The 16,519-nt window shown below is 64.1% G+C and carries 15 protein-coding genes; 10 read left to right on the forward strand and 5 right to left on the reverse strand.

The features are described from left to right. Window positions 1-20 precede the first annotated feature (20 nt). On the reverse strand, window positions 21-1,472 hold the full coding sequence (locus P2Q00_RS40030) for a condensation domain-containing protein (RefSeq protein WP_275779375.1): 1,452 nt from the start codon (window positions 1,470-1,472) through the stop codon (window positions 21-23). A gap of 54 nt (window positions 1,473-1,526) precedes the next feature. After that, entirely contained in the window at window positions 1,527-2,171 is a 645-nt protein-coding gene (locus tag P2Q00_RS40035) for a phosphopantetheine-binding protein (RefSeq protein WP_275779377.1), read from the reverse strand. A gap of 487 nt (window positions 2,172-2,658) precedes the next feature. Between P2Q00_RS40035 and P2Q00_RS40040 the strand changes: the two genes are divergently transcribed. From P2Q00_RS40040 to P2Q00_RS40055, 4 genes are all read left to right on the forward strand, one after another. After that, on the forward strand, window positions 2,659-3,867 hold the full coding sequence (locus tag P2Q00_RS40040; protein ID WP_275779401.1) for a serine hydrolase domain-containing protein: 1,209 nt from the start codon (window positions 2,659-2,661) through the stop codon (window positions 3,865-3,867). A gap of 72 nt (window positions 3,868-3,939) precedes the next feature. Further along, window positions 3,940-5,658: a carbamoyltransferase N-terminal domain-containing protein gene (locus tag P2Q00_RS40045; protein ID WP_275779403.1), complete on the forward strand. Its 1,719-nt coding sequence runs from the start codon at window positions 3,940-3,942 to the stop codon at window positions 5,656-5,658. A gap of 12 nt (window positions 5,659-5,670) precedes the next feature. Continuing rightward, the gene (locus P2Q00_RS40050; RefSeq protein WP_275779406.1) at window positions 5,671-6,393 is read left to right on the forward strand and encodes a thioesterase II family protein; all 723 of its coding nucleotides are present in this window, start codon (window positions 5,671-5,673) and stop codon (window positions 6,391-6,393) included. Window positions 6,394-6,450: 57 nt separating this feature from the next. Further along, window positions 6,451-8,283 carry a non-ribosomal peptide synthetase gene (locus tag P2Q00_RS40055; protein WP_275779408.1) on the forward strand — a complete coding sequence of 611 codons (1,833 nt, stop codon included), beginning with the start codon at window positions 6,451-6,453 and terminating at the stop codon, window positions 8,281-8,283. A 77-nt stretch (window positions 8,284-8,360) separates the two neighbouring features. Here P2Q00_RS40055 and P2Q00_RS40060 read toward each other — a convergent pair whose 3' ends face one another. Then, on the reverse strand, window positions 8,361-9,044 hold the full coding sequence (locus P2Q00_RS40060) for a phosphotransferase (protein WP_338059395.1): 684 nt from the start codon (window positions 9,042-9,044) through the stop codon (window positions 8,361-8,363). Window positions 9,045-9,222: 178 nt separating this feature from the next. On the opposite strand from P2Q00_RS40060, the gene P2Q00_RS40065 reads away from it, so the two are divergent. Next, entirely contained in the window at window positions 9,223-9,594 is a 372-nt protein-coding gene (locus P2Q00_RS40065; RefSeq protein ID WP_275779409.1) for a hypothetical protein, read from the forward strand. Window positions 9,595-9,596: 2 nt separating this feature from the next. Here the strand turns inward: P2Q00_RS40065 and P2Q00_RS40070 are convergent, their stop codons facing one another. Further along, window positions 9,597-10,361, reverse strand: a complete 765-nt coding sequence (locus P2Q00_RS40070; protein ID WP_275779411.1) for an IS5 family transposase — start codon at window positions 10,359-10,361, stop codon at window positions 9,597-9,599. A 55-nt stretch (window positions 10,362-10,416) separates the two neighbouring features. After that, window positions 10,417-10,563: a hypothetical protein gene (locus tag P2Q00_RS40075; protein WP_275779413.1), complete on the reverse strand. Its 147-nt coding sequence runs from the start codon at window positions 10,561-10,563 to the stop codon at window positions 10,417-10,419. 363 nt (window positions 10,564-10,926) lie between these two features. Here P2Q00_RS40075 and P2Q00_RS40080 point away from each other — a divergent pair, with 363 nt between their 5' ends. The 5 genes from P2Q00_RS40080 (at window position 10,927) to P2Q00_RS40100 (ending at window position 16,478) form a co-directional block, all read left to right on the forward strand. Then, window positions 10,927-11,598, forward strand: coding sequence for a class I SAM-dependent methyltransferase (locus tag P2Q00_RS40080; RefSeq protein ID WP_275779414.1), 672 nt, complete (start codon window positions 10,927-10,929; stop codon window positions 11,596-11,598). A 335-nt stretch (window positions 11,599-11,933) separates the two neighbouring features. Further along, on the forward strand, window positions 11,934-13,172 hold the full coding sequence (locus P2Q00_RS40085; RefSeq protein ID WP_275779415.1) for a PLP-dependent aminotransferase family protein: 1,239 nt from the start codon (window positions 11,934-11,936) through the stop codon (window positions 13,170-13,172). Window positions 13,173-13,193: 21 nt separating this feature from the next. Next, window positions 13,194-14,348: a hypothetical protein gene (locus P2Q00_RS40090; RefSeq protein ID WP_275779417.1), complete on the forward strand. Its 1,155-nt coding sequence runs from the start codon at window positions 13,194-13,196 to the stop codon at window positions 14,346-14,348. Window positions 14,349-14,394: 46 nt separating this feature from the next. Beyond that, the gene (locus P2Q00_RS40095; RefSeq protein WP_275779419.1) at window positions 14,395-15,540 is read left to right on the forward strand and encodes a PLP-dependent aminotransferase family protein; all 1,146 of its coding nucleotides are present in this window, start codon (window positions 14,395-14,397) and stop codon (window positions 15,538-15,540) included. Beyond that, window positions 15,537-16,478, forward strand: coding sequence for an NAD-dependent epimerase/dehydratase family protein (locus P2Q00_RS40100; protein WP_275779420.1), 942 nt, complete (start codon window positions 15,537-15,539; stop codon window positions 16,476-16,478). The genes P2Q00_RS40095 and P2Q00_RS40100 overlap by 4 nt, the downstream gene beginning before the upstream one ends. Window positions 16,479-16,519 lie beyond the last annotated feature (41 nt).

Consider the following 16,519-nt stretch of genomic DNA (forward strand, 5'->3'; position numbering starts at 1 on the left):
ATCCTGACGCAGGATCTCACTCAGACAGAGCCGCACCCATCGCCGTTTGGGCGCAACGCCTCTGCAGCGCTCACAGGTCGACCCAAGCCGGAGAGCATGTCGACAAGGGATCGCTCCAAGTCCCTCAGGAACTTTTCGCAATCCTGTCGAGAGAACATTCTCGTGTTGAATCGCAGGCTGGCTGTCGTCTCTCTCGGGTCAGGGGATACCGAGAAGTAGAAATTCTTCTCCTCATGTTCCACCTCAGTGCCATCGTTGATCCGCGTCTCGACAAGCAGCTGGCGTGCCTCTGTTGCAGGATCCGCAATGCCCGCCAAGTAGCTCTCTACAGCCCTAGGACTCTGTTCGCCCCACACGTTCAAAGCACAAGTGGTGTCAGGAAGGAAACCTAGCTCCCTTGACAGCTCCGTCATCATCGGGGCCAAGTGCTCTGGGTCGTACTGGCCAAAGAAGATCCCCTCGGAGAGCAGGGGGTCGACATCACGTATGACGGATTCCGCAGTCATCTCGCCGACGGTCACATAGAGGGGAACATTCTGGGTCAACGTCCCAGACAATGACGCCCACTTGCGGCTCAATCTGTTGTGGTTGTGCATCAGAAAACCAGCCCCGGAGTTGCCGGTGTGCCGACACAGCAATACGGCCGCGAGGCCGACAAATACAGCACCCACACTAACTTTTAGATGCCGCGCCAAGGAGTAGGCAGCGACAGACGCCGCTTGCGAGTTCATCCGCACTCCTTTAAATTGCGGCGACTCAGGAGCATTTCGCGCCGCAGGACAGGAATTCGGACCAAATCTGGCCACCTGCTCTCGCCAGTAATGCATGGATTTCGATGACTGATCAACCCCGGATGGACTCTTCTCAAATTCGAGGCGCTCGGACGGATGAACCAGATGGCCACCAGAAGGGAGGCCATCCCCCTTGACAATCGACTCGAGCACCAGCGTGAAGTCATCGGCCAACGTCTTCGTGCCGCGCGCATCGGAAGCCAAATGGAAGACCGTGAAAATGACCTGACGGACTACCTCCGCTTCGACTACAACAGCAGCGCGCATGGAGATTTCTGGTGATGTGAACGGGGCTGCCGCAAGAGCCTCGGACGCTTGTTCCGAGAAATCTTCAAGAACCTGATTACCCGCCTCATATACGGCCACACTCAGCTCGCCACGCTCAGCGATCACCTGGCGTGCGGTGGCATTCTCATCGATGTGAAACCTGGTCCTGAGTGTCTGATGACGACTGATCAGGGCCCCGATCGCAGTCAGTACAGCGTCGAGCGTAGTACCGGGCGGGACATCGATGCCGTACCGCAAATTCAGCCACTGAATATGCGGCGCGTTCAACTCGACCGATCGCCACAACCATTTCTGCGCCCAAGTGAGCGCAAGGTTCCCGGAGCCCACACCCGAGAAATTTACAGCGTGAATAGCAGTTGGCCTTATTTGCGGCGCAGTTTTCTGGGGAGCCATAGATCCATCCCTCCTCCACGCAGGTGCCGGTTCACCCACAACCATTCTTGAAGGTCAACTCAGCCGAACCCCCGCCTCCTCTACCATTTCGGCCGAACGCGCGACTGTTTTGCCACTCATAAGGATCTGTCGGACCACCGGGTCGTCGTATTTGAGGCCGAGCCGCTCCATCAAGGCGACTGATATTTCCAAGGACGTGAGGGAATCTCCACCCAGGTCATAAAAATTGTCATGGACCCCCACCTCATCCAGATCAAGCACGGTTTCCCAGATACCTGCGATCACTTCCTCTATCTGCCCTGCAGCCTCTTGAAAATCGACTTCCAGGTTAGGCCGAACCCGTCCTGAGTACTTCAGCTGCCCCACGTCTACTTTCCCCTCATCACTCAAAGGCATCGAGTCGAGTAGAACAATTTTGGAGGGAATGGAAGCGGATGTGAGTTGCGGTACAAGATATTCGCGGAGGGCGTGGGCCGGATCAGCAAGGTCGTGCTCCTCGTCCAGCACCACATGGGCAACCAATAGTATGCGGCCGCTCCCGGTTTTATGGGGCATGACGTGGGCATCAAGAACACTCTCGTGGGTGTGCAGCGCCTCCCGTACTTCGCCCAACTCGACCAACTCGCCACGAATGTTGAGCTGACCGTCGACACGGCCGCGATACTCGCTCTGCCCGCCGGAAATCATCCCTTGCGACATGGCTTCTCCCATTAAAAGACGCCGCGGTGAACCTGGGCAGCATCGATGACCGGAGCTAAATGATATTCGCGTTCTGCCTGCACCTCCGCCGGCCTCAGGAAGACAAGGGCGTTCGCGCGCCGAGTCCGCGCGCCGTCGGAGGCGTCTTCAAGAATCGGTCTCCCCTTGCCCTAGCGATAGAGACGGGTGGAGCTGGATAATCCCGTCCGATTGGAGACATTGTCTATCGGCTCTTCGTACCTGGAGCATCAGCCACTGTTGAGCGCACCAATATCCGCGTAGCGTGTGGGACCCCACCGTTTCCCCTCACTGGCCATTTGGTGCTACCAATATCGTGACCTGGACGCCAATCGCGCCCAGTGTCTCTATTGGCGGTCCTCGACTCATGCCGTATGTGAGGGACGGCCCGTTGAAACGGATCGCTCCGTGTTCAGGTCAGCATCCGGCGCGGCAAAGGCTCGCGACCATGACGGCGAGGAGGAGGAGAGTGACCACTGGCGGCCTCTCGTTGAAACGGCTGGCCCGCGTACGAGACGTGCTTGATCGTTATGTTGACGCCGGCCACGGCCCGGGCGTGGTCGGGGTCATCGCCCGCGGCGGTGACGTCCACCTCGAAGCAGCGGGCACTCTCGCCTTCGAGGGCGCCGGGTCGAAGACGCCGATGGCAGCCGACACCATCTGCCGCATCGCATCGATGACGAAGCCGATCATTGCCGCCTGCGCGATGACGCTCGTACAGGACCACACGCTCCAACTCGACGACCCGGTCGACTCGCTCCTTCCCGAACTGGCCGACATGAGCGTGCTCGCCGACCCGGACGGGCCGCTGGACAAGACCGTGCCGGCGGAACGCTCCATCACGTTGCGGGATCTGCTCACCTGCCGCCTCGGCACCGGCACGGTCGTGACCGGTGCGGGCATCGCGGAACCGGGAACGGTGCCCATCGCCGACGCGCTTGACGCGATAGGGCAAGGGCAAGGCCCGGACAACGCCGAGCCGTCGCCGGACACTTGGATCCGCCGACTCGGCAGGTTGCCGCTCGTCCACCAGCCGGGTGAGCGCTTCATGTACAACATCGGCCCCATCGTGACGGGCATCCTCATCGCCCGAGCCACTGGTCTGTCCCTGAAGGACGCTCTGCGCGAACGGATCTGCGAGCCGCTCGGGATGCGAGACACAGCCTTGAGTGTGGACAGCGGCAGCGCCAGTCGGCTGGCGACCGCATACGAACGTGACGAAGTCACCGGCAAACTCGTCGCCGCCGATGGTCCCGACGGGCGATGGAGGCAGCCACCGACGTTCAAGGCCCCCGCCACTGGGCTCGTGTCGACCGCCGACGACTACCTTGCCTTCGCATCGGCCCTGCTCCACGGTCAGCGGGTTCTCTCACGGGAATCGGTCACGCTGATGACGAGCAACCATTTGACGCCAGCGCAGAAGGAGCTCTCTAGATTTGTGCCAGCGTCCTTCTTCAAGGAATACGGATGGGGTTTTGGGGTGTCAGTCCGCACGTGGCCGGCGCGCATGGGGCCCTCCGTCGGGAGCTACGGATGGTATGGCAAGTACGGAACTTCCTGGATCAATGACCCGGCGACGGGCATGACGACGATTCTCATCATCCAGCGTACGGACTGGAAAGGCTTGCCAATCTATCTCGAATTCTGGAGAGCCGCCTACCAGGCGATGAGTAACTGATCCTGCAATCACTACCGCTATGGGTCTTGGCCAGTCGGTTTTTCCACAGCCCACACCGAACGGAGAATATTCGTGATCATCGCAGGACTCAAACTCACCCAAAGTGGCGGCATCGCTCTCATCAACGACGGGAAGCTTGAGTTTCACATCGAGATGCAGAAACTCGCCAACAATCGCCGGTACAGCAATTTCGATGATCTCGACATGCTCCCCGAAATATTCGCCGAATACGGCTACACACTCGCCGACGTGGACCAGTGGGCCATTGACGGCTGGGACGGTTCAGAGTACGGACAGGCAGCTGCGCGCATCAATGGCCAACTCGTCGACGTGCAGCTTGCTCCGTACCGGGAGACCGCTCGGGTACCCGACCCATGTCAGCCGGGTTACGTAGGAAAGCTGAGTCTCGGCGGCCGATCCACGGAGTACGCCAGTTATGTGCATGTCGCCAGTCATATGGCTGCGGCCTACAGCACGAGCCCCTTTGCGCGCAGGGGGGAGCCATCCATGGTACTGGTCTGGGACGGTGGCTGCTTTCCACGGCTCTACTGCGTATCGCCCGACGGCCGGGTCGAGCCCGGCGGCGAGGCGTTTCCTTTGATCGGGCACACCTATTCGATGGCATCCCAATATTACGGACCCTTCCGTCGAAGCAATAAATCCCGGACGGTGGACGATCTGTCCGTGGCCGGAAAGATGATGGCCTACATTGCGTTGGGGAAGCCCGTCGAGAGCGTCAAGCAGGTCCTTCGGGAGCTGTTCCAGAAGCACTTCGAGGCCGACACCGCCTCAGTCCGGGCATATCGGGCGCGGATCATCGGCTGCGGCAGCACCGGCGAGCCCTCTCACTCGTACGTGCACGCCTATCTCACCGAGGTGCAGGAGCGCACGGAGAAACTGGGAGTGAGCGACGAGGATGTGCTGGCCAGCGTGCACGCCTTCCTGGAAGAGCTCCTCCTCGACCGGGTGACGGCCAAGATACGGACCTGGAAGGGCGATGAGCCCTGGAACCTGTGTTTTGCCGGGGGCTGCGCACTGAACATCAAGTGGAACAGCGCCCTGCGCTCCCACCCGATGATCCGTTCTCTGTGGGTGCCGCCGTTCCCCGACGATTCCGGATCGGCGATCGGTACCGCCTGCGCCCACCTCGGCTCGGGGCACGGATTGAGGCCGATCGAGTGGGGGGTCCGGCTAGGCCCCGCGTTGCGTCCGACAGACCCGACACCCGAGGGCTGGACGGTCACCGCCTGCGGGCCCAAGGAAGTGGCCAGGCTCCTGCACACGTCCGGCCGACCGGTGGTGGTGCTGCACGGTCGCGCCGAGTTGGGCCCGCGCGCCCTCGGGGCGCGCAGCATCCTTGCGCCGGCGACCGACCCCGCCATGAAGGCGGTGCTGAACGATGTCAAGCGGCGTGAGCACTACCGTCCCGTGGCACCGATCTGTCTGGTCGAGCACGCCCCTGAGGTCTTCGAGCCCGGGACACCGGACCCGTACATGCTGTTCGAGCACTGGGTACGCCCGGAATGGGTCGGCCGGATCCCGGCGGCGATGCACCTCGATGGGACAGCGCGGCTACAAACGGTGAGCAAGGCCGATGATCCGAACCTGGCGACAATTCTTAACGAATACCACCGGCTCAGCGGCATCCCGGTGCTCTGCAATACCAGCGCCAATCTGAACGGAAGCGGCTTCTTTCCGGATGTCGCCTCAGCCGCGGAGTGGGGAGGCGTGGACCACATCTGGAGCGAAGGAACCCTCTACAGCCGGTCCCGTTCCGGGACGGACGAGTAGGAGAAGCCGGACATGCCACCGACACATCTTATCTGCTTGCCCTTCTCGGGCGGAGGCACCGCGTTCTTTCGCAAGTGGCAGGAATTCGCACCGGACGGGCTCACCATTGTCCCGGTGCTCCTTCCGGGCCGCGAGGACAGGATACTGGATCCGCCCTACGAAGAGGTATCGGCGGCAATCGACGACATGCTGCCCGCCCTGAGCCGGACTCTTGCGGGAGCGGAATCCGTTGCGTTCTTCGGGCACTGCCTCGGAGCAGTTCTGGGGTTTGAACTGGCTCACCGCGTAGCGCGATCCGGAGAGTTCCGGATCGACCACCTTTTCGCGAGCGGCGCTCCCGCTCCCCCCCAACGCCTGAGGAACCTGGTTTCGGACCTCGACGACGATGCTTTTCTCATCGAGCTCACTCGCTTCATCGAGTACTCTCATCCCGCTCTCCAGCGGCCAGAACTACGCGAATTCCTGCTCCCCACTCTTCGCGCCGACGTCAGAATGCATGAAAACTACCGCCCATCCACCACGGAGCCCCTCAAGGCCGCGCTTACCATTCTGCGTGGGCGGGACGACAATCTGGTCAGCGCCGAGGAAATGGAAGGGTGGACAGAGGTCAGTGCGCAGCCGTTGACTCGGCATCAATTCGAAGGGGGGCACATGTATCTGGTCGATCAGGCGGCTGAGCTGTTGGAATTCATCGAAGCCAGGGTGAGTACCCCCGTCCAGGGCAGTCATCAATAGAGCAGGCTATTGCCGTCCTGTGCTCAAGGCGTAGCCGAACGGGAAGCCGAGGAAACCATGGTGTCTTTACCGGACATTCGCAGTTCAGCCTCTACCTTGCCGGGACTCTTCGACAGGCAAGCGGCCCTGACCCCCGAAGCGCCGGCCCTGCTCTTCCAGGGGCAGACTCTGACCTACGCCCAATTGGCGGCGCAAGCCGACCAGTTGGCGCGGTATCTGATCATCCTGGGAGCTGGGCCGGAGCGGCTCGTCGCACTGCACATGCCGCGTTCGGCGCGAGCGGTGATCGCGATGCTGGCCGTTCTCAAAGCCGGTGCAGCCTACTTGCCGCTGGACCCCGAAGGCCCCGCCAACCGCACGAGACAGGTGTTGCGGAACGCCGCGCCTGTCGCGGTACTGACAACCCACGGAGCTGCCCCAGGCCTGTCTGCTGGACACGTGCCTCAGGTCGTACTCGACGATCCGGACACGGTTCTGGCGATCGAGGCCTTGGACGGGAGCCCGCTGCGGTCAGCGGAACGGTCTGGGGCGCTCTCTGAACGGAACGCGGCCTACGTGCTGTTCACGTCTGGCTCTACGGGCGTGCCCAAAGGCGTGGTGGTGCCGCACAGCGGCATCGTCAACACTCTGCGCTGGTGGCAGCACGACCATCCGTTGACCGAGCGGGATCGCGTGCTGCTGAAGACCCCGCTGACCTTCGATCCCTCCATTCACGAGTGGTTCTGGCCGCTCTGGGTCGGCGCACTCCTGGTGGTGGCAGAGGACGGCGGCCATCGAGACACGGACTACCTGGTTGCTTTGATCCGAGGGGCGGGGATCACATCGGCACAGTTCGTCCCCACCACGCTTCGGGAGTTCCTAGCGCATCCGAACGCCGCCGACTGCACAACCCTGCGCCATGTGATCTGTGGTGGCGAGGCGCTGCCGACCACTACTGTCGATCGCTTCTTCTCTCTCCTGCGCGTCGGCCTGCTGAATGTGTACGGGCCCACCGAGGCATCGATAGAGTCCACGTCCTGGGCATGCCGGCCCGGACTGGCGCAGGGAATCGCTCCTATCGGGCGTCCGGTGCTGAATTCACGGTGTTACGTCCTGGATCAGACGCTGCAGCCGGTACCCGACGGCTCCACGGGGGAGTTGTACATTGCGGGCTCCGGGCTGGCCCGTGGTTACCTGGGCCGGGCCGATCTGACCGCCAAGGCTTTCGTGGCGAACCCGTTCGGCGAACCGGGCGAGCGCATGTACCGCACCGGGGACCTGGTGTTCCGCTCGCCCGAAGGCGATCTGGAGTTCGTCGGCCGGGCGGACACTCAGGTGAAGATCCGCGGGGTCCGGGTGGAACTGGGCGAGATCGAGACAGCGTTGTGCAAGGTGACCTCCGGCCACGACGCAGCAGTGGTGCAACGGGGCGACGGTGCGCGGCAGCGGTTGATCGGCGTGGTGGCACACCCTGACCCGTCCTCGGCGCGCGCACTGGACCTCCGGGGCCGACTGCTGGATCTGCTGCCCTCGGTCGCCGTTCCGAGTGATGTGATCTTCGTGGGCGGGCTGCCGGAAGCCAGCAATGGGAAACGGGACCTCAAGGCGATTGACGCCTTGGTGGCAGCCCACTTGGCTGAGCTGGAGAATGACAGCGAGCCCACGCTCCCGCGCACGGAACTGGAGAAGCGGTTGGCCGCCGCGTGGCAGGCGGCGTTCGGTTCAGGGCCGGTCGGCGTCTTTGACAACTTCTTCGAGATCGGCGGCGATTCCATGTTGGCCGTCCGGCTGATCGCGGAGATCAGGTCGTCGCTGGGGTTGGAAGTGTCACTGCGCACGCTGTTCGCAGCACCGAGCGTGGCCCGCCTGGCAGAGGTTCTCGCCTCGGAACCCCCGGGATCATCAACGTGATCGTTGCGGCGAGGGCGTGCACAGCACGCCGACACCGCGGCCGCACTCCGCCTACTCCTTACCGCCCAGCCGCGCGATCAGCTTGTGGCCAGGACCCGTTCAAGGGTTGCGTAACCTGCTGGTTCCCAGGTCGGCTTGCCTCCGGGCAGACCGAGTCTTCCGTTCTGTCCGATCTCGATCAGGGTCAGGGCGCGAAGGACGGCCCAGCCTCGAGCTCGGGCGATGGTGGCCTCGTCGGCGCGTTCGTAGGCGTCGAAGAACGGAGTCGCCGCGCCGACAGGCAACAGGATCCAGGCGGCTGACAGATCGGTCGCGGGATCACCTGCGCACATCTCGCCAAAGTCGATCACCCCGGCGAGCGTCCCGTGCCGGACGACCACGTTTGCCGGATGCAGGTCACCATGCAGCCAGAGCGGCGCGCCCTGCCAAGCGGGCGCCGCAACGGCCTTTTCCCGTACTTGCCGCGCGGCTTCGGCGTCCGCGTAGTCCCCGACGACCGTGAACCAGTGGTCGATCTGCTGGACTTCTGCAAGGGGGATGCCGCGCGATTGGCTGGTCGGGGCGTCAGCCGGCGCCTGATGATGCAGCGCGCTCAAGAAGCACGCGAGAGTCTCGGCCGCCTCCATCCGCGTGATCGGTCCACGATCGGCCGGTTCACCTTCGACCCAGCGCGCGATCGCCCAGGTGTGCTCGAACAGCTGAGAAGGCTTGCCCACGCGGACCGGGGTGGGCGTGGGCAGCGGCAGGCGCTCGGCCAGCACCGGCAGCTACCTGTGCTCCGTGCGCGGCAGCGCCGGTGCTCGCTCGGTGCGCGGCAAGCGCACAGCCAGCTTCTCCCCGAGGCGCCACACCTGATTGTCCCAACCTCCACTGAGCCCATTCCAACTTCAGGCGACAGCTGATCGGCGATGTGTCACGGACGTCTGGTAGACCCTGACTATGACGTTCTTGGCGGTGGTCGAGGGTGATGCGGACGGATGGCGCATCGATCGGGATGCGCTGACGGACGCGATCCGTGTCCGGTGGTCTGAGGTCGAGATCGACTCGATGCACCGCAGCGAAGTGCGCAGCCTCATATGGCAGTTCAAGACGGAGAACGGCCCAGGTGAGGCGTATCTGCACGAGGACGGTGCCTGCCTGTACATGGACGTCTGGGAGGAAGACGCGATCTGGTTGGCGATCGTCTTCCGCAGGCTGACGCCCAGGCACCTTGACCTGGTGTTCTGCGATGAGGGTTACACCTTCGACGTTCGTCTGCGGGCTGGGACGACCGAGGCCGAATTGACGGACCTGGTGAATGCTGCGGGTTGATCTCAGCCCGTGGCGGCGAGCTGGAGGACCAGGACGGCTTGGACGAGGCTCGTGATCCGGGTCGTCGAACAGCGGATTTTGCGCAGGAGGCGCCAGGACTTGAGGGTGGCAATGGCCTGCTCGACCAGTGCGCGGATCTTCGCGTGGGACCGGTTGACGGCCTGCTGGCCGGCGGAGAGGCTGTCCCATGGGCCGCGGTAAGGGAGACGGACCGTGCCGCCTGCGCCCTGGTAGCCCTTGTCAGCCCAGCAGGTGATGTCGGCCTCGGCGAGTGCCTCGATGATGCTGTGCTCGCGTGCGGCCCGGACGTCGTGGACGGCGCCGGCCAAGGCTGGTGAAGCCCACATCAGACGCCCCTTCGGATCGGCTATGACCTGCACGTTCATGCCGTGCTTCTTGTGTTTGCCCGAGTAGAACGGGCGATCGGCGGCGATTCGGTCGATGGGCAGGAGCGTCCCGTCCAGGATCACGTACGCCTTCGCCGACGCCGCTCGTACGGCTTCGGTGAGGGTGGGGGCGAGGGCGGCCAGGAGCTTGACGGCCTCGGTGATGTATCGGTAGGCGGTGGTGGTGCCGATCTCGAATCCGGCCGCGAGCTGGGCGTAGGGCTGGCCGTTACGCAGGTGGGCGAGGGTAAGCAGAGCCTGTCGGCCTGCGTTCAGGCGCCGCCATCGGGTTCCGAGAGCGCGGCGGTGCTCCCTCAGGCGAGCAGCGAGGAAGCGCAGGGCAGAGCTGGACACGTCGACGCCGGACGGGTAGACAAGCATACGAAGCCTCTGGTGGACACGGTTCTCTTGGTCGAAAACCCATCTACCAGGGGCTTCATCTGTCTGTCATCCCAACTTCCCAGCTGACACGGGAGGTTGGAAAGGGCTCACTGACGTCACGCAGCTCAAGGTCTGCGAGATCCAGGTGCCGATCCCGCAGCAGCGCGCGCACCAGGTCCTGCTCGACCTTCACCTCGTCCATCGAGGAACTTCCCCTCATTGGCATGTATCGCTATGAGAACAATAACCGGAGAGCAATATCGCACCAGCCGTCCGCCCGCTATTTACTCCTGGGGCTGCGAGGGCCCTCTTACCGAAGTGATCAAGCCACTGGCGCGCGCCGGTCACCCCGGCTGCTGCCCCATGGACGAAGGGCCACTGGACACGGCAACAAGCCAATCAGAGTATTGATTAGTATTCAAGCAGGCAATCGCCGACGTTGAAGTTCTACATTCTCCCGGAGAACAGGAATCGCATTGACGGGCGAACTGGCCCAAGGGGTCGAGGTCGACAAGAAAGCAACATGTTCCTCTTGAGAGAAGCGACCGCTGAGGAGGCGCCGGACATGGCCGACAGAGGATCACCGGGGCTGTCCTTCGGGGAGATCGCCGTTCGTTACGACCGCTTCCGTCCCCGTGTTCCGACAGCAGCTCTGGACTGGCTCCTGCCGGACGGCTGCGAGACGGTCGTGGACCTCGCCGACGGCACCGGCGCGGTGACCCGCAGCCTCGAGGGGCGCGTGCGACAGGTCGTCGCCGTCGAGCCTGACCCGCAGATGCGTGAGACCCTCGCTCGCAACTGTCCGCATGCGCTTCTGATACCGGGGACGGCCGAGCAGATACCGCTGCCCGACGGCCGGGCCGACGCACTGCTGATCTCCATGGCCTGGCAATGGTTGGATCCGCGGCGCGCTGTCCCTGAAATCGCACGGGTACTCCGAGGCGGCGGCACGTTCGGTGTCCTGTGGAACCACCGGGACCTGTCCGTCCCCTGGGTGGCCCAACTCGACCGCTTCACCCGCGCACTGCGGGTCCGCGAGGGTGGCCAGGAAGCCACCGCTCAGGCGCCGAGCCACAACGTCCAGGATCCGCAGCCCGGCTCGCTGTTCAGCCCTCTCGTCGAGCTGCGCCTGACCTGGCCGATGACCGCCACCGCCGAGGAGATCGTCGGGCTCTTGAGCACCGACGCCAGCGCGATCGCGCTGCCGGTCGAGACCCAGCAGGCCGTGGACGCGTAGGTGGCCCGATACCTGCGCGACGAGCAGGGTCTGTCGGGGTCCCGGACGATCGAGTTGCAGATGGCGTGCCGGTGTCTGCGCACCACGAAAAACCTGTGAACGGCATCGTGAGCGTATTGGCGGCGCTCAGGGAAGTCCATTTCGCTTGATCCACATCAGGAAGGGTCGGCCGATCCGCCGACGACGAAGAGTCGGTGGACAACTGGCTGCACATTCAGAAGACTGGATTGTCGTACAGGGAAAGCGCGCAGATTAGCCACACCTCCCGGATATCAGGCATTCACGATTCGCCCGATAATTACTCGACAAGCAAACTTACTCGGGGGATCCAGGACATGACTGACATCAATGAACTCCACAAGATCATAGATCGATTTCGTTGTCAGCAGCGAAAGTCGGATGTCGCCGTCAATCTTGTGCCGAGCGAGAACAAGCTGTCACCGCTGGCTCAGCTGCCTCTCAGCAGTGACTACTACAACCGATACTTCTTTAACGACGCGTTGGACCCAGGCTTCTGGCAGTTCCGGGGTGGCCAGGGCGTGGCCGAGATCGAGACAGAGCTGACCATCGGTCACCTGAGTCGGCTCGCCCGCGCTCCCCACGTCAACGAACGCCCCATATCCGGTCTGTCGGCCATGATGATGGCGATGGCCGGTCTCGGCGGGAAGCCGGGTGGTTCGGTCGTCTCCATCGATGCAGCGTCCGGCGGGCACTACGCCACCGCGGACATGGCCCGTCGGCTCGGCTTCAAGTCGGCGACGGTTCCCGTCGTCCGCGGCCAGGTCGACGAGCCACGACTCGAGCAGGTCCTACGCGAGCACGAACCCGAACTGGTCTATCTGGACCTTCAGAACAGCCGCCACGAACTGGAAGTTTCCCGTGTCACAGAACTCATCAGGAAGCACTCCCCGCTGACGCTTCTGCACGTCGACTGCAGCCACACGATGGGACTAATCCTCGGAGGCGCTCTGGGCAACCCGCTCGACGCCGGCGCCGACACGATGGGTGGCTCCACGCACAAAACCTTTCCCGGGCCACACAAGGGTGTCTTGTTCACCCGGAGCCCGGAGCTGCACCAGCGGCTCAAGGATGCACAGTTCACGATGCTCAGCAGTCACCATTTCTCCGAAACGCTAGCGCTGGGACTCGCCGCTGCGGAGTTCAGCCACTTCGGCCAGGCCTACGCGGAACAGGTGATCGGCAACGCGCGGCTGTTCAGCAAGCTGCTGGCGGCGGACGGATTCGATGTGGCCGCAGATGAGGACGGCCACACCACGAGCACCCACCAGGTCTGGGTGAGGATCGGAAACGCGGAGCAGACCGACCGGTTCTCAGAGTCCCTGTACGACCACGGCATCCGGGTCAACGTCCAGGTTGACCTCCCCGGACTGCCCGGCCCGGCGCTCCGCCTGGGGGTCAACGAGCTCACCTTCATGGGGGGACGCGAGCCCGCCGTCCACGCGCTGGCCAAGGAGTTCAGCAACGCTCGGGCCGGCATCCGCAGGGACGGCGGCGGCAGCCTGCGCGTTCGCGAACAGTGCGGCCCACCCTTCTACTTCGTCGAGTTCTCCTGACTGGATGGTGCGCGCAGAGCAATGACCGACCAACCAATCGTCGTCGTCGACGCAGGTTCGTACTCCCTGTCCGAGACCTCCATCGCCGGCGCAGGCCAGCGCCTCGCGGAGATCGCCCAGGTCCTCAGCCGACGGTATACGGTGCGGGTAATCACGTCATCCGCCTCTGACACCGTCGATCTGGGTGCGGCGGAGGAAGTCCCGCCCGGTGAGGAGGCGGCTCGCGCCATCGCTACGGCCGACGCCGTCATGTTTTTCGACACCCCGGACAGGGACCGGATCGAGCTCGCCGTCGCCCACCGCAAACTGATCATCGGCGAATGCCGGGCACCCATCGAGCACATGAGCTATCCCTCGGTGCTCGCCAGCGCCGACCCGATCGGCGAGCATCAGCGATTCCTCGGCACCTACCGACGCCTTCTGCAGGTCACACACCACTTCCTCTGCCGCTCCCAGGTGGAGCGTGCAGCCCTGTTGTCGACGTTGTGCGCATTCGGCCGGACGACGCCCGCCGACATCGCGCGGTCCTGGACCCTGGACCACCTGATCACCACCGTGCCGGTCGGGTTCAGCAGGCTCGGCCTCGAGGCGGCGGACGCCGCCGAGCCGGTCCATATGGCCGACTTCTTGTGGACCGGTGGCATCTGGGCCTTCTTCGAGCCCGTCATGCTGGTAGAGGCAATGAAGATCCTCCGTGACCGCGGCGTGGACGCCAGCGCCGCCTTCCTGCACGCGGCGCCAACCGAGGACACCCGGACCACCATCGTCGAGGTCGGTACGGCGATCGACCACCTTGGGCTCGGCGATCGCATCCACCTGCACACGAAGCCCCTCGCACTATCCGAACGCGACCAGTACGTGAAGGCCGCCCAGGCATACGTCTGCATCGCAAGGCCGGGCGCAGAGAACGAGACCGGCACACGACTGCGCCTGCGCGACACCTGGTTGCACGGCATACCCACGATCATCGACCCCCACGGGATCTCCGGCGACCTGGTCGCTCGCGAAAACCTGGGAGTCGTCCTGCGCGAGCCCAGTGCCGACAGCCTGGCCGACGCGCTGCAGCAGGTGAAGTCCGGCGCGGTCGGCAGGCCCGGCCGGCGTATGGAGCGGCTCTACGAGAACAGCATGGCCACCTTCATGGACTGGTTGGACAAGGAACTACGCGGTGGATGAGTCGGACTTCCATCCGAATGTCGGCAGGCGAACAGGGAGCCACGTTATGGAGTACCAGGACCTCGGTGTAGCACCCGTCGTCAGCGCACAGGCCAACTCGACCCCGCTGGGCGGCTGCACGCTCAGTGAGGGCGTCATCACGGCCATGGGAAACGCCGCGCGGTCCCATGTCGATCTGGATCAGCTCTGGCGGGCCGCGGGCGGATTCCTCGCCGAGGTCACCGGCAGCGAAGACGCGTGCCCGGTCACCGGCGCGGCCGCCGGCATGGCGATCGCGGTGGCTGCCACTGTCGCCGGGACAGACGCCCTCCGCGTCCAGCGTCTGCCCGACCCCGGTGACCAGCCCAACGAGATCGTGCTGCAGAAGGGCCACTCCATCAGCTACGGAGGAGCGCCCATCACACAGATGATCGCGCTGGGTGGTGGCCGCACCGTCGAGGTGGGAGCCGTGAACGAGACTCTGCGGAGCCATGTCGCCAGCGCCGTCACCAGTAAGACCGCGGCTCTGGTGTACGTCACCTCCCGCACCCACGCGGTCCACCGCAAGGGAGTGCCACTTGCGGAGCTGGTCGCCATCGGCCGCGATCACGGCGTCCCCGTGATCGTGGACGCCGCGGGCGAGAGCGATCTGCGGCGCTGGGTGGCGAGTGGCGCCGACCTGGTCATCTACAGCGGGCCCAAGATGCTGGGCGCACCAACCTCCGGATTCATCTGCGGCAACAGCGGGCTTGTCGCAGCGTGCCGGGCACAGTACGCCGGCATCGCCCGGCCCATGAAGGTCGGCAAGGAGAACCTGCTGGGGCTGCTCCAAGCTGTCCGGGAGTACACCGCCGTACCGGAAGAGAAGCGTGCCGCGGCACAACACGAACGGATGACCAGGCTCGCGGCTCGGCTGGACAAGCTCCCCGGCCTTTCCGCCCACGTCACCCAGGACGACTCCGGGCGCCTGATCCACCGCGTCCTGCTGAACGTCGACCCCGCCTCGGCCGGGCGGAACGCCGCTGACCTCGCCGGGGAAATGACAGCAGGCGTTCCATCCATCTACATGCGCGACTTCAAGCTGCACCTGGGCCAACTCGAGGTAGACCCGCGCGCGCTCAGCCCCGACGGAGAGGAAGCCGTCGTCCGGCGGCTAGAGGAACTGCTGTTGGGCCACAGTGGCGCACGGACCGACGTTCAGGCGGCACGATGAAACAAATCACGCTAATCGGGGCGGGTTTCCTGGGAAGCGCACTCGCCCTGGGCGCGGCCCGCCGTGGCTGGGACACCACCGTGATCGGTCGTTCCGACCCCTTCGCCATCCAGAACACGGATCCCGGTCCGGGTGAGATCCGACTGCTTACCGGCGACGGCGTCGAGCTTCTGCCGGAAACTCTCCAACAGGACGTCGACGCAATCATCATCACCGCCGGCGGCCACTTTCCGTTGCCCTCGGCAGCGGCACCCGCAGCCGACGCGATCGGGACGCTCTCGCTGGTGATCGGGCTCTGCGAGACGGTTCGCTCGCTCAGCCCCCAGACAAAGATCGTTTTCCTGTCGTCCGCCGGTGCCGTGTACGCGCCCAGCGACGAGCTGAAGTACGAGTCGGATCCCGGAGAACCCACCTCTCCCTACGGGATGTCTCGACGCGTCGGCGAAGAATACATGGAGTACTACAGAAGAGTTCACGGCCTCTCTACGCATTCACTGCGCTGCGTGAATGTCTACGGCCGTCTCCTGCCACGGTCGCGAGGGCAGGGTGTCGTGTCTGCGGCATTCTGGAGCGCTTTGACTGGTAAGCCCTTCACCCTCCACGGCGACGGGAGGCAAACCAGGGACTTCATCCATGTCGACGATTTCGTGACGGCGACGCTCAACCTGCTCGAATCGGGCCGAGACCTCCCCGGGACCATCAATGTGGGCACCGGCGTGGGGAGTTCCATCGCCAATGTGCTCGACGCAGTCGGGGCCGCCACGGGCTCCACCATTGCGACCGCCCCGGGTCCCAGCGCACACACCGACACCGGCAACCTGGCGGTCGATCTGTCGCTGCTGCGCAACATCATCGAATTCGAGCCGCTCGATCTCGATGCCGGAATCAAGCTCATGGCCAGGGAAATCGCGGCCTGCGGGCCCCTAGAAAGCTTGTGACATCTCGTCGTACATCGCCGTATCCCGGAAGAGAGCTGCTT

The organism is Streptomyces coacervatus, from assembly GCF_029223485.1.
Classification (GTDB): Bacteria; Actinomycetota; Actinomycetes; order Streptomycetales; family Streptomycetaceae; genus Streptomyces; species Streptomyces coacervatus.